The 15,875-nt window shown below is 71.5% G+C and carries 15 protein-coding genes; 10 read left to right on the top strand and 5 right to left on the bottom strand.

Annotated elements, in window-relative coordinates; all coding sequences use genetic code 11:
- From GTW43_RS09820 to GTW43_RS09800, 5 genes are all read left to right on the top strand, one after another.
- Positions 1 to 1,192 (top strand): glycoside hydrolase family 2 TIM barrel-domain containing protein (locus tag GTW43_RS09820; RefSeq protein WP_272922514.1); only part of this gene is annotated, 1,192 nt, incomplete at its 5' end.
- 76 nt (positions 1,193 to 1,268) lie between these two features.
- Positions 1,269 to 2,615: an extracellular solute-binding protein gene (locus GTW43_RS09815; RefSeq protein ID WP_161301238.1), complete on the top strand. Its 1,347-nt coding sequence runs from the start codon at positions 1,269 to 1,271 to the stop codon at positions 2,613 to 2,615.
- A gap of 32 nt (positions 2,616 to 2,647) precedes the next feature.
- Positions 2,648 to 3,553, top strand: a complete 906-nt coding sequence (locus GTW43_RS09810) for a sugar ABC transporter permease (protein WP_161301237.1) — start codon at positions 2,648 to 2,650, stop codon at positions 3,551 to 3,553.
- Between the two features lie 2 nt (positions 3,554 to 3,555).
- Complete coding sequence (locus GTW43_RS09805; protein WP_161301236.1) at positions 3,556 to 4,509, top strand: carbohydrate ABC transporter permease; 954 nt, start codon at positions 3,556 to 3,558, stop codon at positions 4,507 to 4,509.
- Between the two features lie 129 nt (positions 4,510 to 4,638).
- Positions 4,639 to 6,075, top strand: a complete 1,437-nt coding sequence (locus GTW43_RS09800; protein ID WP_161301235.1) for a glycoside hydrolase family 43 protein — start codon at positions 4,639 to 4,641, stop codon at positions 6,073 to 6,075.
- A 27-nt stretch (positions 6,076 to 6,102) separates the two neighbouring features.
- Here the strand turns inward: GTW43_RS09800 and GTW43_RS09795 are convergent, their stop codons facing one another.
- Positions 6,103 to 6,663: a TetR/AcrR family transcriptional regulator gene (locus GTW43_RS09795; protein WP_161301234.1), complete on the bottom strand. Its 561-nt coding sequence runs from the start codon at positions 6,661 to 6,663 to the stop codon at positions 6,103 to 6,105.
- A gap of 138 nt (positions 6,664 to 6,801) precedes the next feature.
- On the opposite strand from GTW43_RS09795, the gene GTW43_RS09790 reads away from it, so the two are divergent.
- Positions 6,802 to 7,398 (top strand): DUF2867 domain-containing protein, encoded by a 597-nt coding sequence (locus GTW43_RS09790; RefSeq protein WP_161301233.1) that lies wholly within the window; start codon positions 6,802 to 6,804, stop codon positions 7,396 to 7,398.
- 66 nt (positions 7,399 to 7,464) lie between these two features.
- Here GTW43_RS09790 and GTW43_RS09785 read toward each other — a convergent pair whose 3' ends face one another.
- The 3 genes from GTW43_RS09785 to GTW43_RS09775 form a co-directional block, all read right to left on the bottom strand.
- Positions 7,465 to 9,237: a biotin carboxylase N-terminal domain-containing protein gene (locus tag GTW43_RS09785; RefSeq protein ID WP_161301245.1), complete on the bottom strand. Its 1,773-nt coding sequence runs from the start codon at positions 9,235 to 9,237 to the stop codon at positions 7,465 to 7,467.
- A 70-nt stretch (positions 9,238 to 9,307) separates the two neighbouring features.
- Complete coding sequence (locus GTW43_RS09780) at positions 9,308 to 9,520, bottom strand: acyl-CoA carboxylase subunit epsilon (RefSeq protein ID WP_161301232.1); 213 nt, start codon at positions 9,518 to 9,520, stop codon at positions 9,308 to 9,310.
- Between the two features lie 58 nt (positions 9,521 to 9,578).
- Positions 9,579 to 11,186, bottom strand: coding sequence for an acyl-CoA carboxylase subunit beta (locus GTW43_RS09775; protein ID WP_161301202.1), 1,608 nt, complete (start codon positions 11,184 to 11,186; stop codon positions 9,579 to 9,581).
- A 118-nt stretch (positions 11,187 to 11,304) separates the two neighbouring features.
- Here GTW43_RS09775 and GTW43_RS09770 point away from each other — a divergent pair, with 118 nt between their 5' ends.
- The 4 genes from GTW43_RS09770 (at position 11,305) to GTW43_RS09755 (ending at position 15,577) form a co-directional block, all read left to right on the top strand.
- A complete protein-coding gene (locus GTW43_RS09770) occupies positions 11,305 to 12,177 on the top strand; it encodes a biotin--[acetyl-CoA-carboxylase] ligase (RefSeq protein WP_161301203.1) in 873 nt (290 codons plus the stop codon).
- 166 nt (positions 12,178 to 12,343) lie between these two features.
- Positions 12,344 to 13,465 carry an adenylate/guanylate cyclase domain-containing protein gene (locus GTW43_RS09765; RefSeq protein WP_161301204.1) on the top strand — a complete coding sequence of 374 codons (1,122 nt, stop codon included), beginning with the start codon at positions 12,344 to 12,346 and terminating at the stop codon, positions 13,463 to 13,465.
- A 40-nt stretch (positions 13,466 to 13,505) separates the two neighbouring features.
- Positions 13,506 to 14,318, top strand: coding sequence for an enoyl-CoA hydratase-related protein (locus GTW43_RS09760; RefSeq protein ID WP_161301205.1), 813 nt, complete (start codon positions 13,506 to 13,508; stop codon positions 14,316 to 14,318).
- Positions 14,319 to 14,395: 77 nt separating this feature from the next.
- Entirely contained in the window at positions 14,396 to 15,577 is a 1,182-nt protein-coding gene (locus tag GTW43_RS09755) for a sensor domain-containing diguanylate cyclase (RefSeq protein WP_161301206.1), read from the top strand.
- On the opposite strand, the gene GTW43_RS38625 is transcribed toward GTW43_RS09755, so the two are convergent.
- Positions 15,574 to 15,738: an LPXTG cell wall anchor domain-containing protein gene (locus GTW43_RS38625; RefSeq protein WP_161301207.1), complete on the bottom strand. Its 165-nt coding sequence runs from the start codon at positions 15,736 to 15,738 to the stop codon at positions 15,574 to 15,576. The genes GTW43_RS09755 and GTW43_RS38625 overlap by 4 nt on opposite strands.
- Positions 15,739 to 15,875 lie beyond the last annotated feature (137 nt).

The following is a 15,875-nucleotide window of genomic DNA, read 5'->3' as shown; positions in this document are numbered from 1 at the left end:
GGGCCACCGGGTGCGGGCCGTGCTCGCCGACGGGCGCGGCACGGTGCTGACCGCCGAGGCCCGCGCGGACCTCGACCTGGCGCCGCGCCTGACGCTGCGCGTGCCGGAGGACCGGCTGCGGGTGTGGTCGCCCGCCGACCCGCACCTGTACGACCTGACGCTGGAGGTCTCCGACGCCGGGGGCCGGGTCGTGGACCGCGTGACGTCGTACGCGGGTCTGCGCTCGGTGTCCCTCTCCGGGAAGCGGCTGCTGCTGAACGGGGAGCCGGTCTTCCAGCGGCTCGTCCTCGACCAGGGCTACTACCCCGACGGGCTGATGACCGCGCCGAGCGACGCCGCGCTGGTGCGGGACATCGAGCTCGGTCTCGCAGCGGGCTTCAACGGCGCGCGGCTGCACCAGAAGGTCTTCGAGGAGCGCTTCCTCTACCACGCGGACCGGCTCGGCTACCTGGTGTGGGGCGAGTTCGGCGACTGGGGATGCGAGGTCGGCGTCCGCGACGACAACCAGCGGCCCGACGCGTCGTACGTGACCCAGTGGCTGGAGGCCGTCGAGCGGGACCACGCGCACCCGTCGATCGTCGGCTGGTGCCCGCTCAACGAGACGTACCAGCCGCTGCACGACCGCATCACCGCGCTCGACGACGCGACCCGCGCGATGTTCCTCGCCACGAAGCTGGCCGACGGCACCCGGCCGGTGATCGACGCGTCCGGCTACGCGCACCGCGTTCCGGAGACGGACGTGTACGACGCGCACTGCTACGAGCAGGACCCGGCCGCGTTCGCGAAGACGATGCGCGGCCTCGCCACGGACGAGCCGTACGTGAACACCGGCCCGGACGGGCGTGCGTGGTCCGTGCCGTACCGCGGGCAGCCGTACTTCTGCAGCGAGTTCGGCGGCATCTGGTGGGACCCGGAGGCGGCCGCCGAGGCGGCGGGCGACGAGCGGGACGCCTCGTGGGGATACGGCGAACGGCCGCGGACCGCAGGGGAGTTCGTGGAGCGTTTCACCGGCCTCACGGGCGTGCTGCTCGACGACCCGGACATGTTCGGCTACTGCTACACGCAGCTGACGGACGTCTTCCAGGAGCGCAACGGCGTGTACCGCTTCGACCGCTCCGAGAAGGTGGACACCGCTCTCCTGCGGGACGCCCAGCTGCGGACGGCCGCGTACGAGCCGACGGACGCCGGCTGACCGGCCGGCGCCGACACCGGACACCGTTTACATCGATGTACACCCATCGGAGACGACAGTTCAGAAGGGAGCCGCGATGACCGGCACATCCGCATCCGCCGTCGGTCGCCCCGCACTCACCAGGCGGCGCGCGCTGGGCGCCGCACTCGCCGCGGGGGCCACGGTCCTCGGTGCGGGAGCGCTCAGCGGCTGCGGCAGCGCGCTGGCCGCCGGGGAGTCGACGGTCCGGCTGTGGGACCTCTTCCAGGGGGCCGACGGCGGGCTGCTGGACGACATGGTGCGCAAGGCCGGGCCGGACATGCCCGGGACGCACATCGAGCGCACGGTCCTGGAGTGGGGCACCCCGTACTACACGAAGCTCGCCATGGCCTCGGCCGGCGGACGCGGCCCGGACGTCGCCGTCGCCCACATGTCGCGCCTCGCGGGGTACGCACCGACGGGCCTGGTGGACCCGTGGGACATGAACCTGCTCGCCGAACACGGCGTGCTGCGCAAGGACTTCGCGGACGCCGTGTGGTCGCGCACCCAGTTCGAGGGCCAGACCTACGCGATCCCGCTCGACACCCACCCGTTCATCGTGTTCTTCCATCCGGAGCCGATGAAGAAGGCGGGGCTGCTCACGGCCGACGGCACGCTGGACGCCGACGCGTTCTCCTCGCCGGACAAGTTCCTCGCGGCCGGCCGGGAACTGGCCAGGGCCTCGGGCAAGCAGGGCATCGCCTTCGGGTACGCGACCGACACCGCGCAGGGCTGGCGGCTCTTCTACGGCCTGTACCGGCAGACGGGCGGCGCGTTCGAGCTGCCTCCCGGTGGTCCCGCGAAGGTGGACGTGGACCGGATGGCCGAGGTCATCGCGTTCATGGCCAAGCTGGTCGACGGGAAGACCAACCCGAAGCGGCTCGACTACAACGCGGGCGTCGCCGCGTTCGCCAACCATCAGACCGCCATGATCCTCTCGGGTGAATGGGAGCTCGGCACCTTCCGCGCCCAGGACAAGCACGTGGGCGCGGCCCCGTTCCCGACCGTGTTCGGCACGCCCGCGATCTACGCGGACTCGCACTCGTTCGTGCTCCCCCACCGCGACCGTCCCGACGAGGAGCACCGCCGGCGCACCCACCAGGCGGTGGCCGCCCTGCTCAAGGCCGGGCAGATCTGGGCGACGGCCGGGCACATTCCCGCGTACGGCCCGGTCACCCGCACCGAGGAGTACGCCGGCCTGCTGCCGCAGGCGCACTACAAGGTGGCCCAGGACCATGTCGTCCTGGACCCGGCGGTCTGGTTCGCGGGCGCGGGCTCCGACTTCCAGAACGCCATGTCGCAGGTCCTCCAGCAGGCCCTGCTCGACGGTCTCGCCCCCGACCGTGCGGCGCGCGCGATGGTGCGGCGCCTCAACACCTTCCTCGCCAAGCCCAGTCCGGCCTGACCGGCCGCGCCCACCTCGCAGGAGGCACGACGATGTCCTCTCCCCATGCCGCGCTCCGGCCGGCTGCCGGTCGGGTGCGCCGGCTGCTGAGCCCCGGCCTGCTCTTCGCACTCCCGTTCCTGGTCCTGTTCGCCGTCTTCATGCTCTGGCCGCTCGGCCAGGGGCTGTGGATGAGCCTGACGGACCGGGCCCTGTCGGCGCACAGCCCGTCCTTCGTCGGCCTCGACAACTTCACCGAGGCCTTCGGGGACGCGGAGATGTGGCGGGCCCTGTGGCACACCGCCTGGTTCACGATCATCTCGACGGTCCCGCTCGTCGTGGTCGCGCTCGCCATGGCCCTGCTCGTGCACACGGGTCTGCCCGGGCAGTGGGTGTGGCGGCTGGCCTTCTTCGCCCCCTACCTGCTGCCGGTGGGCGTGGTGGGCCTGCTCTGGATCTGGCTCTACCAGCCCGACCTCGGCCTCTACAACCACCTGCTCGACAAGCTCGGCCTCGGCCAGCTCGCCTGGCTCAGCGACGAGTCGGTGGCCATGTGGGCGGTCGCGCTGGCGACCCTGTGGTGGACCGTCGGCTTCAACTTCCTGCTGTTCCTCGCCGCCCTGCAGTCCATCCCGGACCATCTGTACGAGGCGGCGGCCATCGACGGTGCGGGTGCCTGGCGGCGGCTGTGGTCGATCACCCTGCCGCAGCTGCGCCGCATCACGGCCGTCATCACCGTGCTCCAGGTCCTGGCGTCCCTGAAGGTCTTCGACCAGGTCTACCTGATGACCAAGGGCGGCCCGAACAACTCGACGCGGCCGGTCGTCGAGTACGTCTACGACGTCGGCTTCACCGGATACCGGCTCGGTTACGCCTCGGCGATCAGCTACATCTTCTTCGCCCTGGTGCTGCTGGCCTCCGCCGCCCAGTTCCTCGCACTCCGCCGCCGGGAGAAGTGACCATGACCTCCACCGACATACCCGCAGCCCGTCCGGCCGGAGCGTCCCGCACGGTCCGCCCGCAGCGACCGGTACGACCGCCGCGGCGGCGGCCCGGACGGGAGCCGTCCCGCACGAACCTGACGCTCGGCACGAGCCGCACCGCCCGGGTGGCCGCGCTCACCGTCCTGTGCGTCGGCGCCGTGCTCTGGCTGCTGCCGATGGCGTGGGCCGTGCTCACGGCCTTCAAGTCCGAGCAGGACGCGAGCGATCCGCTGCACTGGCTGTGGCCGAAGGGCGGCCTCACCTTCCAGGCGTTCCGCACCGTCTGGGACCGGGGCGACCTGCCGCTGTGGATGTTCAACAGCCTGCTGATCGCGGCCTGCGTCACCGTGATCACGGTGCTGGTCTCGGCGATGGCCGGATACGCCTTCTCCCGCACGGTGTTCGCCGGCCGGCGCGGTCTGTTCGCGCTGACGGTCGCGGCCGTGCTCGTGCCGCCGCAGATCCTCATCGTGCCGTGGTTCCAGCAGATGCTGTCGCTGCACCTGCTCGACACGTACGCGGCGGTGATCCTCCCGCAGACGGTGGCGCCGGTCATGGTGTTCATCCTGAAGAAGCACTTCGACTCGCTCCCGCGCGAGCTGGAGGAGGCGGCCCGGATCGACGGGGCCGGGCACTGGCGGATCTTCTGGTCGGTGCTGCTGCCGCTGTCGCGGCCGATGCTCGCCGCCGTGTCGATCTTCGTGTTCATCGGCGCGTGGAACAACTTCCTGTGGCCGTTCGTGTCCACGTCCGACCCCGCGCTGATGACCCTGCCCGTCGGCATCACCTCGGTGAAGGACGCGTACGGCGTGCAGTACGCGCAGTCGATGGCCTCGGCCGTGCTGGCCGCACTGCCGCTCGTCGTGGTGTTCATGTTCTTCCAGCGGCACATCGTGAAGTCCGTCGCGACGACGGGACTCGGCGGCCAGTGAGCGCGGGGCCCGGCCCCTCCGGGCCCCACGATCGCGGTGACACACCGCCCCCGACGCCCCGTTGACACCACCTCACCGTCTCTCTACCGTCCTGAAGCCGTGGCACTTACATCGATGTAAGGAGCGTTCATGCGTCCCCGGCCCCCCACCGCTCTGGTCGCCGCCCTGCTCGCGCTGCTCGTCGGCCTGCTCTGCGCCCCGCAGGCCGGCGCGGCCCGGCCCGCGGCCGCCGCCGCGGGCACCTTCCGCAATCCGCTCAACACGGGCCCCGACCCGTTCGTGACGTACGCGAACGGCGCCTACCACCTGACCACCACCCAGGGCGACAGCATCCGCATGTGGAGCTCGCCGTCCCTGGCCACCCTCCTCGACGCCGACCCCGTCACGGTGTGGACGGACACCGACGCCTCCCGCAACCAGCACATCTGGGCTCCGGAGTTCTACCGCTTCGGCGAGCGCTGGTACCTCTACTACACCGCCGACGACGGCACCGACGACCACCACCGGCTCTACGTCCTGGAGTCCCAGGGCGACGACCCCGCGGGCCCCTACCACTTCAAGGCGAAGCTGGCGCCGCCCAACCACGCGGACGACTTCGCGATCGACCCCGGCATCCTCCAGCACGACGGCCGGCTGTATCTGGCCTACAGCGGCATCAACCCGTACCAGCACAACGGGCTCAACATCGCCCCGCTGGAGAATCCGTACACGCTCTCCGGCGACGCCGTCGCGATCGACGCCGCGGGAGGCTGCCCCGAGGTCCGCGAGGGACCGGAGTTCCTGCACCGGGGCGGCCGCACCTGGATGACGTACTCGACCTGCGACACCGGCAAGCCCGACTACCAGCTGTGGATGAAGTCGCTGCCGGACGGCGCCGATCCGCTGGTGCCGGGCAACTGGACGCAGCACTCCGGCGCCGTCTTCTCGCGGGCCGACGAACACGGCGTGTTCGGCCCGGGCCACCATGCCTTCTTCACCTCGCCCGACGGCACGGAGGACTGGATCGTCTACCACGCGAAGACGACGTCGGTGAACACGTACACCGACCGCACGACGCGGGCCCAGAAGATCGGCTGGAACGCGGACGGCAGCCCCGATCTCGGCACGCCGCTCGCGATGGGCGCCACCCAGGACCTGCCGGCCGGTGACCCCGGCTCCGGGAACCACTGGATCAACGACGACTCCCGCTCCAGCGGCAGCGGGAGCGTCACGTACACGGGCGACTGGAACGCGGGGACGGGCTGCGCCGCACAGTGCTTCTGGGGCGACGACCACTGGAGCGAACAGGCGGGCGCCACCGCGACGTTCGGCTTCTCCGGGACCCGCATCGCGCTCCTGTCGGTGCAGGACACCGGCAACGGCATCGCGGCGATCAGCGTCGACGGCGGCCCCGAGCAACGCGTCGACTTCTACGGCGCGATCCGCACCGGCGAGCGTCTGCAGTATCTGAGCCCGCGACTGGCGAACGGCCCGCACACCCTGCGGGTGCGGGTGACCGGCGAGCACAACGCGTCCTCCGGTGCCGCGTTCGTGAGCGTCGACCGGGCGGAGGTCTACACCGACTGACCGTCGCCGCTCCTCCCCCGGCCGGGGTCAGGCCAGCAGGCGCCGGCTGATCAGCCTCATCACTTCGGCGCGGCCGAGCGTTCCGTTGTCGGCCGCGTTGAAGTGGTTCCCCAGACGCACCGAGACCGCGATCAGACAGCGCACCTCGACCTCCTCCTCGTCGGGGCAGATCGCGGAGAACAGCGAACGCAGATAGTCCATACGGCGGTTGTCGACGCGTCGCAGCCGCTCCGCCACCGCCGGATCACGGCGCGCCCAGTCACGGATCGCGATGTCGGCCGTCGTGCCGCGCACCGGCCCGTCGGTGGACTCGGCGACGAGGGCGAAGAGGCGCACGAGCCGCCGGCGCGCGTCGCCCCCGCCGCTCTCCACCTGCGCGACGACGCCCTCGGCGACCTCGTACTCCCAGGTGTCGAGCATCTCGGTGAGCAGGGCGTCCCTGTTGCGGAAGTAGCCGTAGAAGCCCCCCTTGGTGACGCCGAGCGCCTGCGCGAGGACCTCGATACGCACGGCTTCGGGGCCGCCCGCGGACAGTGCGCGCAGCCCTTCCTCGATCCACTTGCCGCGGGGTGTGCGGGTGACGGCCATGGGGCGGGGCCCTCCTGTCGGGCGGCAGCAGCGTCGAGCCGAGTATACGGTGCCGTACAGATGGGGCTATGCTCGAGTTGTACGCCACCGTATATTCCGTGCGGCCCGCGAGGGCCGGAAGAGTCAGGGGCCGTCGCCATGCGCCTTCCGCGCACCGCTCACACCGAACGCCCGTGGCGGATCCACGAGATCGCCCGCGACTTCACGGTCGAGGACGTGTGGGAGCTGCCGACACCGGGCGGACCCGACGAACTGGACCGGCTGGTGCGGCAGTTCGCCGGTGGCATCCGCGAGGGCGTCCGCGGCGACGCACCGCTGTCCCGCTTCCTGTTCGCCGTCCGCTGGCGTCTGGGCGCGCTGTTGCGCCTGGACGGGGCCGATGCGGGAGTGGGTGCACGCGTGCCCTCCCTGCGCGACAGGCTGCCGGACGACCTGCGCGACGGTCCGCGCGGCCCCGACCTGGGCGAGGCACCGTTCACGTCCGTCTACCTGACCCACGACGAGTGGGCCGCCGAGATGAGGAACAGGACGGTGCACGGCGTGCTCCACCTCGGCTGGGTCCCGGTCGGCGCGGACCGGTACACGGGCCGGATGACGGTCCTGGTGAAGCCGAACGGAACGCTGGGCGCGCTCTACATGCTGGCCATCAAGCCGTTCCGGTACCTGGGGGTGTACCCGGCGCTGCTGCGCCGGATCGGGCGGCAGTGGCGGGCCGGGCAGCCCGCCGGGATGTGACGCCGGGGGCGCCTGTCGGCCGCTGCGGCCCGACAGGCGCCCCCGGCTGCGCTCTGCGCTCTGCGTTCAGTCCTTGATCTCGCAGATGGGGGCGCCGGAGGTGAGGGAGGCGCCGATCTGCGCGGTCAGGCCCTTGACGGTCCCGGACTTGTGCGCGTTGAGGGGCTGTTCCATCTTCATGGCCTCCAGGACGACGACGAGGTCGCCCTCCTTGACCTCCTGCCCCTCCTCGACCGCGACCTTCACGATCGTGCCCTGCATCGGCGAGGCCAGCGTGTCACCCGAGGCCGCCGGACCCGACTTCTTCGCCGCACGCCGCTTCGGCTTCGCCCCCGCCGTCAGCCCGGTCCGCGCCAGCGACATGCCCATCCCGGCCGGCAGCGACACCTCCAGACGCTTGCCCCCGACCTCGACGACGACCGTCTCCCGGCCCGTCTCGTCCTCCTCGCCCGCCTCCGCAGGCGCGGCGAACGCCGGAATGTCATTGACGAACTCGGTCTCGATCCACCGCGTGAAGATCGTGAACGGCTCCTGCGAACCCGTCAGCTCCGGAGCGAACGCGGGATCCGTGACCACCTTGCGGTGGAAGGGAATCGCGGTCGCCATCCCCTCCACCGTGAACTCCGCCAACGCCCGCGCCGACCGCTCGAGCGCCTCCTGACGCGTACGCCCCGTCACGATCAGCTTCGCCAGCAGCGAGTCCCACGCCGGACCGATCACCGACCCCGACTCCACACCCGCATCCAGCCGCACACCCGGACCGGCCGGCGCATCGAAACGCGTCACCGTGCCCGGCGCCGGCAGGAACCCACGCCCCGGATCCTCACCATTGATCCGGAACTCGAAGGAATGACCCCGCAGTTCAGGATCCCCGTAACCGAGCTCCTCACCGTCCGCGATCCGGAACATCTCCCGCACCAGATCGACACCCGCGACCTCCTCCGTCACCGGATGCTCCACCTGAAGCCGCGTGTTCACCTCCAGGAACGAGATCGTGCCGTCCGCACCCACCAGGAACTCGACCGTGCCGGCCCCCACATAACCGGCCTCCTTCAAGATCGCCTTCGACGACGCGTACAACTCGTCCAGCTGCGCCTGCGACAGGAACGGCGCAGGCGCCTCCTCCACCAGCTTCTGATGCCGGCGCTGCAACGAGCAGTCACGCGTCGAGACGACCACCACATTGCCGTGCGAGTCCGCCAGACACTGCGTCTCCACATGCCGCGGCTTGTCGAGATAACGCTCCACGAAACACTCACCGCGCCCGAACGCGGCAACCGCCTCACGCACCGCCGACTCGTACAGCTCCGGCACCTCCTCCAGCGTCCGGGCCACCTTCAACCCACGCCCGCCACCACCGAACGCCGCCTTGATCGCGATCGGCAGCCCGTGCTCCCGCGCGAACGCCACCACCTCGTCCGCACCCGACACCGGATCCGGCGTCCCCGCCACCAGCGGAGCACCCGCCCGCTGCGCGATGTGCCGCGCCGCGACCTTGTCCCCCAGATCCCGGATCGCCTGCGGCGGCGGACCGATCCAGATCAACCCCGCATCCAGCACCGCCTGCGCGAACTCCGCGTTCTCCGACAAGAACCCGTACCCCGGATGCACCGCATCCGCCCCTGAGTCCGCAGCCGCCCGCAACACCTTCGCGATGTCCAGATAACTCGTCGCCGGACTGTCACCACCCAACGCGAAAGCCTCATCGGCCGCGCGGACGTGCAGAGCGTCCCGATCCGGATCGGCGTAAACAGCAACGCTCGCGATCCCGGCGTCCCGGCACGCCCGGGCCACGCGGACAGCGATTTCGCCACGATTGGCGATGAGGACTTTGGTCAGCATGACTGCTCCAGTCGGGGGGAGTTCATGTGCACTCCAGAGAAGAAAGAGAGGAAGGGGCGGGTGGGTCTCAGCGCGGCCAGCACGAGGTGTGCCACGCGCCGGGGCCGGGTTGCGGCAGGCCGTGCGGGACCGTGCGCCGCGCGGCGCGGACCCATGCGTTCACGGCCGGTGGGCCCTCGGGTTCGGCTTGGGTGGCCGCGGTGGTGCGGGCCTGGACGACGGCGAGGGCGGCGGCGAGTTCCTCGGGGGTCGGGTTGCCCCGGACGACCTTGATCACCACGATCGGGCTCCTGACGGCTGAGGGTTGTCTACAGGCACGTTCATGTCCGCAGGTGTGTCTACAGGGGGATGTTGCCGTGCTTCTTCGGCGGCAGGCTCTCCCGCTTGGTCCGCAACTGCCGCAGCCCCTTCACCACGTGCGCCCGCGTCTGCGACGGCATGATCACCGCGTCCACGTACCCGCGCTCCGCGGCCGTGTACGGATTCAGGAGCGTGTCCTCGTACTCCCGCACCAGCCGCTCCCGCGTCCCCTCCACGTCATCGGCGCCCGCCAGCGTCTTGCGGTGCACGATGTTCACCGCACCCTGCGCCCCCATCACCGCGATCTGCGCCGTCGGCCACGCCAGATTCAGATCCGCCCCCAGATGCTTCGACCCCATCACGTCGTACGCACCACCGAACGCCTTCCGCGTGATCACCGTGATCAACGGAACCGTCGCCTCCGCATACGCGTAGATCAGCTTCGCACCCCGCCGGATGATCCCCGTGTGCTCCTGCTCCACCCCCGGCAAGAACCCCGGCACATCCACGAACGTCAGCACCGGCACATTGAACGCATCACACGTCCGCACGAAACGCGCCGCCTTCTCCGACGCATCGATGTCCAGACACCCCGCGAACTGCATCGGCTGATTCGCCACCACCCCCACCGGACGCCCCTCCACCCGCCCGAACCCCGTCACAATGTTCGGCGCGAACAACGCCTGCGTCTCGAAGAACTCCGCATCATCCACCACATGCTCGATCACCGCATGCATGTCGTACGGCTGATTCGCACTGTCCGGAATCAGCACATCCAGCTCACGGTCCTCCTCACCCAGCGCGAGATCAGCCTCCTCCGCAAACGCCGGCGGCTCACTCAGATTGTTCGACGGCAGATACGACAACAACTGCTTGACGTACTCGATCGCGTCCTTCTCGTCCCCCGCCAGATGATGCGCCACCCCCGACCGCGCATTGTGCGCCCGCGCACCCCCCAACTCCTCAAAACCCACATCCTCACCCGTCACCGTCTTGATGACATCCGGACCCGTGATGAACATGTGCGACGTCTGATCCACCATCACCGTGAAATCCGTGATCGCCGGCGAATACACCGCACCCCCCGCACACGGCCCCACCACCAGACTGATCTGCGGAATCACCCCCGACGCATGCGTGTTCCGCCGGAAGATCTCCCCATACATCCCGAGCGCCATCACGCCCTCCTGGATCCGCGCACCACCCGAGTCGTTGATCCCCACGACCGGACAACCCGTCTTCAACGCGAAATCCATCACCTTCATGATCTTCTGCCCGAAGACCTCACCCAACGCCCCGCCGAACACCGTGAAATCCTGCGAGAACACCGCCACCGGACGACCGTCCACCGTCCCGTAACCGGTCACCACACCATCCCCGTACGGCCTGTTCGCCTCCAGACCGAAATCCGTCGACCGATGCCGCGCGAACTCGTCCAACTCCACGAACGAATCCTCGTCCAACAACAACGCGATCCGCTCACGCGCCGTCAGCTTCCCCTTCGCATGCTGCTTCTCCACCGCACGCGCCGACCCCGCATGCGTCGCCTCACCGATCCGCCGCCGCAGATCCGCCAGCTTCCCCGCGGTCGTGTGAATGTCGATCTCGGTCTTCTCGGACGGTTCCAGCTGTTCCAGTTCGGACATCGGGACGCGGCTCCCTGCCTGATTCGACGCTGCTGAGGGGACGAGGCTACTGACTCGTAGAGTAGTGGGGCGCCTACGGTTCGGCAGTGCGTCCTTGGCCACACCTAGGGTGGGGCGCATGACGCCCCCAGACCCCTCCGCCGCACCCTCCAGCCCCTGGTCCGACCTGGACCGGCCGCCGCTGTCCGAGAGCGGGCTGCGCCGCTCGCTGGTCCGCGGCGACGGCCTGTGGTCCGCGCTCGACGTCCTGCCCCGCACCGGCTCCACGAACACCGACCTCGTGGCGCGGGCGAGCGCCGGAACCGTCGAGGAGGGTGCCGTGCTCGTCGCCGAGGAGCAGAGCTCCGGGCGCGGCCGGCTCGACCGGCGCTGGTCCGCGCCGCCCCGCTCGGGCCTGTTCTTCTCCGTCCTGGTCAAGCCCGCGGAGCACGAGGTGCCGGTGTCGCGCTGGGGCTGGCTGCCGCTGCTCACCGGGGTCGCCGTCGCGACCGGGCTGTCCGCGGCGGCCGGTGTCGACACGGCGCTGAAGTGGCCCAACGACCTGCTCGTCACCGTCGCCGGCGAGGAGCGCAAGGCCGGCGGCATCCTCGCGGAGTCCTCCGGCGCGGGCGGCATCGTGATCGGGGTCGGGCTCAACGTGTCGCTGCGCGCGGACGAACTGCCCGTGCCCGGCGCCGGATCGCTGGCGCTGGCCGGGGCGCAGGTCGTCGACCGGGAGCCGCTGCTGCGCGCCGTGCTGCGGTCCTTCGAGCGGTGGTACGGGCAGTGGTGCGCGGCGCAGGGAGACCCCGGCCTCTCGGGGCTCCAGGAGACGTACGCGGCGGGGTGCTCGACGCTGGGCCGGCAGGTGCGGGCGATTCTGCCGGGGGAGCGGGAGCTGGTCGGCGAGGCGGTCGCCGTGGACGGCGACGGGCGCCTTGTCGTCCGGACCGCGGACGGCGACCGGGTGCCGGTCGGCGCGGGCGACATCGTGCACCTGCGTCCGGCCTAGGCCGGGTCCGCCCAGGGCCTGTTTCGCCCCCGTACTCGCCCGAGCGGATGACCTGGCACCTTCCCGTGCGGAACCCGCGCCGAACGGAGTGACGTGCGGCACAAGGGCTGCCGTATCGTTGAGCCCGGTCGATACCTGACCGCGGCAGATCGGAAGGGCAGCAGGCGTGACCGTCGACGACTCGGGCTCCGGCACGGGCTCCCCACCCGACCCCGAGAAGCCGGAGGGGGACGAGCAGGAGACCGCTGACCCCCTCGCGCTGCGGCTCGAAGGGCTGATCCTCGGTGCCGAGCGCCGCTACACCCCGTTCCAGGCGGCCCGCAGCGCCGGTGTCTCCATGGAGCTGGCGTCCCGATTCTGGCGGGCCATGGGCTTCGCCGACATCGGGCAGGCCAAGGCGCTGACCGAGGCGGACGTGCTCGCGCTGCGCCGCCTCGCCGGACTCGTCGAGGCGGGGCTGCTCAGTGAGGCCATGGCGGTCCAGGTGGCCCGGTCGACCGGGCAGACCACGGCGCGGCTCGCCGAGTGGCAGATCGACTCGTTCCTGGAGGGTCTGACCGAGCCGCCGGAGCCCGGGATGACCCGCACCGAGGTCACGTATCCGCTGATAGAGCTGCTGCTGCCCGAGCTGGAGGAGTTCCTCGTCTACGTGTGGCGGCGGCAGCTCGCCGCGGCCACCGGGCGCGTCGTGCAGGCGGCCGACGACGAGGAGATGGTCGACCGGCGGCTGGCCGTCGGGTTCGCGGACCTCGTCGGGTTCACCCGGCTGACCCGGCGGATGGAGGAGGAGGAGCTCGGCGAGCTCGTCGAGGCCTTCGAGACCACCGCCGCGGACCTCGTCGCGGCGAACGGCGGACGGCTGATCAAGACGCTCGGCGACGAGGTCCTGTACGCCGCCGACGACGCGGGCACGGCCGGGGAGATCGCACTGCGGCTCATCGAGACGATGAGCAACGACGAGACGATGCCCGAGCTGCGCGTCGGCATGGCCTTCGGGACGGTGACCACACGCATGGGCGACGTGTTCGGCACGACGGTCAACCTGGCGAGCCGGCTCACGTCGATAGCGCCCAAGGACGCGGTGCTCGTCGACGGGGCGTTCGCCGAGGAGCTGATCCGGGCCGGTGACACCCCGAGCTCGGAGGCGGAGGCCTCCGCGCAGGCGCTGAAGGCGGTGGAGGCGGGCGAGGAGCCGCCCTCGTACCGCTTCGCGCTGCGGCCCATGTGGCAGCGGCCGGTCCGTGGCCTCGGCGTCGTGGAACCCTGGACGCTGACCCGGCGCACCTGACATCTTGACGGTTAACTGACGTTAACCGGAAGGGCGAGTCATGGGCGCGGAGCAGCGGTTCGGGGAGTTCGTGGTCGTACGGCGCCACGGCGCGGAGGGCGGCGGGGCCGTCGCCGAGCTGGTGCTCGACCGGCCCAAGGCGATGAACGCGGTCTCGACCGCCATGGCCCGCTCCCTCGGCGCCGCCTGCGACGCGCTCGCCGCCGACCGGGATGTGCGGGTGACCGTCCTGACGTCGAGCCACGAGCGGGCGTTCTGCGTCGGCGCCGACCTCAAGGAGCGCAACTCCTTCTCGGACCTCGACCTCGTGCGTCAGCGCCCGGTGGCCCGCGCCGCGTACACGGGCGTGCTGGAGCTGCCGATGCCGACGATCGCCGCGGTGCACGGGTTCGCGCTGGGCGGCGGCTTCGAGCTGGCGCTGTCGTGCGACCTGATCGTGGCCGACGCGACCGCGGTGGTCGGCCTGCCCGAGGTGTCGGTGGGCGTCATCCCCGGCGGGGGCGGCACGCAGCTCCTGCCGCGCCGGATCGGGGCCGCGCGCGCCGCCGAGCTGATCTTCTCCGCGCGGCGCGTGGAGGCCGCCGAGGCGGGCGGTCTGGGCCTCGTGGACGAGGTCGTGGCCGCCGGGCAGGACCGGGCCGAGGCGCTGGCCCTCGCGGCCCGGATCGCGGCGAACTCCCCGGTCGGCCTGCGCGCCGCGAAGAAGGCCCTGCGCCTGGGCCACGGCCTGGACCTGCGGGCCGGTCTGGAGGTCGAGGACGCGGCCTGGCGCTCGGTGGCGTTCTCCGGCGACCGGGCCGAGGGCGTGGCCGCGTTCAACGAGAAGCGGAGCCCGCAGTGGCCCGGTGAGTGAGCGGTTGTGGCGGCGGAACCCCCAGGTCGGGCGTACTGAAGTCACCGAAATGCCGGAAACGTTCCTAGCCTGGGGGGATGGGAGAGGACGTCCGGCTGCGCGCCGTGGTCATGCTCGCGCAGGGGATGGCCGCTGCGCAGGCTCCGCGTGACTCCTGGCGGGCCGCCGCGCTCGGCGCCTGCCGCGCGCTGTCCGGCAGCTTCGCCGCGCTCTCCGTGTGGGAGCGCGGCCACGGGCGGCTGCGCGTGCTGGCCAACGTGGGGCAGCTGGCGGCCGACGAGGAGGAGTTCCCCGAGGGCGAGACCTACCCCGTGCACCAGTTCCCCGAGATCACCGAGTTCCTGCACGAGCGGTGGGCCGGGGGCGGCGGGCCGAACGCCTGGGTGGAGACGGCCGCGGGGCCCGTCGAGCGCGGCGGCTACTGCCATCAGAGGGTCGCCGCACTGCGCCGGAGGGGCCGCGGCTGCTGTGTCGTCGCGCCGATCGTGCTGCACGGCCGTGCCTGGGGCGAGCTGTACGTCGCGCGGCCGGCCGGGGCGCCCGTGTTCGGGCGGGAGGACGCCGACTTCGCGACGGTGCTCGCCTCCGTCGTCGCGGCCGGCATCGCGCAGACCGAGCGGCTGGAGGAGGCGCGCCGGCTGGCGTTCACCGACGCGCTCACCGGCCTCGCCAACCGCAGGGCCGTCGACATCAGGCTCGACGAGGCGGTGGAGCGGCACCGCGCGGACGGCGCCGTGGTCAGCCTCGTCGTCTGCGACCTGAACGGGCTCAAGCGCGTCAACGACACGCTCGGCCACGCCACCGGCGACCGTCTGCTCGAACGGTTCGGCTCGGTCCTCTCACTGTGCGGCGCGATGCTGCCCGGGACGCTCGCCGCGCGGCTCGGCGGCGACGAGTTCTGCCTGCTGGCGCTGGGGCCGGACGCCGACGCCGTGGTGCGGGTCGGCGGCGAGGTCTGCGCCCGCGCCGCCGAACTCGATCTGGGCGACGGCGTGGCCTGCGGCATCGCCTCGACCGGCGACCCGATCGGCGAGGTCACCAGCGCCCGGCGGCTGTTCCGGCTCGCGGACGCCGCCCAGTACCGGGCGAAGGCGCTGCGCTCGGCGGAGCCGGTCGTCGCGGGCCGGGACGGCGGTCCGGACGACCCCGTGGTGCGGCTCGCGGACGCCCCGCCGCCCGTCGCGGGCGAGGGGGAGCGCCGCCGCATCCGCGGCATGGACCCGGACCCGGATCCGGACGCGCAGGGCCTGGATCGCTAGGCGAGCCCGGTCGGCCCGTCCGAGCGCTGGCGGCGCACCGAGTACGTCACGAACCCCACCCCGATGCCCAGGAAGACGGCGCCGCCCAGGACGTAGGGGGTGGTGTCGATGCTGCCGGTGTCGGCGAGCCGCAGGTCGCGGTCGGTTCTGACATCGCTCACCGTGGAGGTGGTGCGGGCGTCGGCGTGCGGGGACGGATCGCCCGGCGTCGCTGTGGCATTGGGAACGAACCACAGGGCCCCGAGCAGGGTCCCTGCGGCTGTGGCGGTGAACAACGATCGGCGTGCGGCGGACACGG

The sequence above is a fragment of the Streptomyces sp. SID5785 genome, from assembly GCF_009870065.1.
Taxonomy (GTDB): Bacteria; Actinomycetota; Actinomycetes; order Streptomycetales; family Streptomycetaceae; genus Streptomyces.
This window is presented reverse-complemented; position numbering and strand designations above follow the sequence as displayed.

Excerpts from the sequence above, each read along its gene's own strand:
- GTW43_RS09760 (WP_161301205.1), top strand. The coding sequence starts at position 13,506 with ATGGGCGCGGAGCAGCGGTTCGGGGAGTTCGTGGTCGTACGGCGCCAC.
- GTW43_RS09810 (WP_161301237.1), top strand. The coding sequence starts at position 2,648 with ATGTCCTCTCCCCATGCCGCGCTCCGGCCGGCTGCCGGTCGGGTGCGC.
- GTW43_RS09805 (WP_161301236.1), top strand. The coding sequence starts at position 3,556 with ATGACCTCCACCGACATACCCGCAGCCCGTCCGGCCGGAGCGTCCCGC.
- GTW43_RS09755 (WP_161301206.1), top strand. The coding sequence starts at position 14,396 with ATGGGAGAGGACGTCCGGCTGCGCGCCGTGGTCATGCTCGCGCAGGGG.
- GTW43_RS09775 (WP_161301202.1), bottom strand. The coding sequence starts at position 11,186 with ATGTCCGAACTGGAACAGCTGGAACCGTCCGAGAAGACCGAGATCGAC.
- GTW43_RS09790 (WP_161301233.1), top strand. The coding sequence starts at position 6,802 with ATGCGCCTTCCGCGCACCGCTCACACCGAACGCCCGTGGCGGATCCAC.
- GTW43_RS09800 (WP_161301235.1), top strand. The coding sequence starts at position 4,639 with ATGCGTCCCCGGCCCCCCACCGCTCTGGTCGCCGCCCTGCTCGCGCTG.
- GTW43_RS09770 (WP_161301203.1), top strand. The coding sequence starts at position 11,305 with ATGACGCCCCCAGACCCCTCCGCCGCACCCTCCAGCCCCTGGTCCGAC.
- GTW43_RS09795 (WP_161301234.1), bottom strand. The coding sequence starts at position 6,663 with ATGGCCGTCACCCGCACACCCCGCGGCAAGTGGATCGAGGAAGGGCTG.
- GTW43_RS09815 (WP_161301238.1), top strand. The coding sequence starts at position 1,269 with ATGACCGGCACATCCGCATCCGCCGTCGGTCGCCCCGCACTCACCAGG.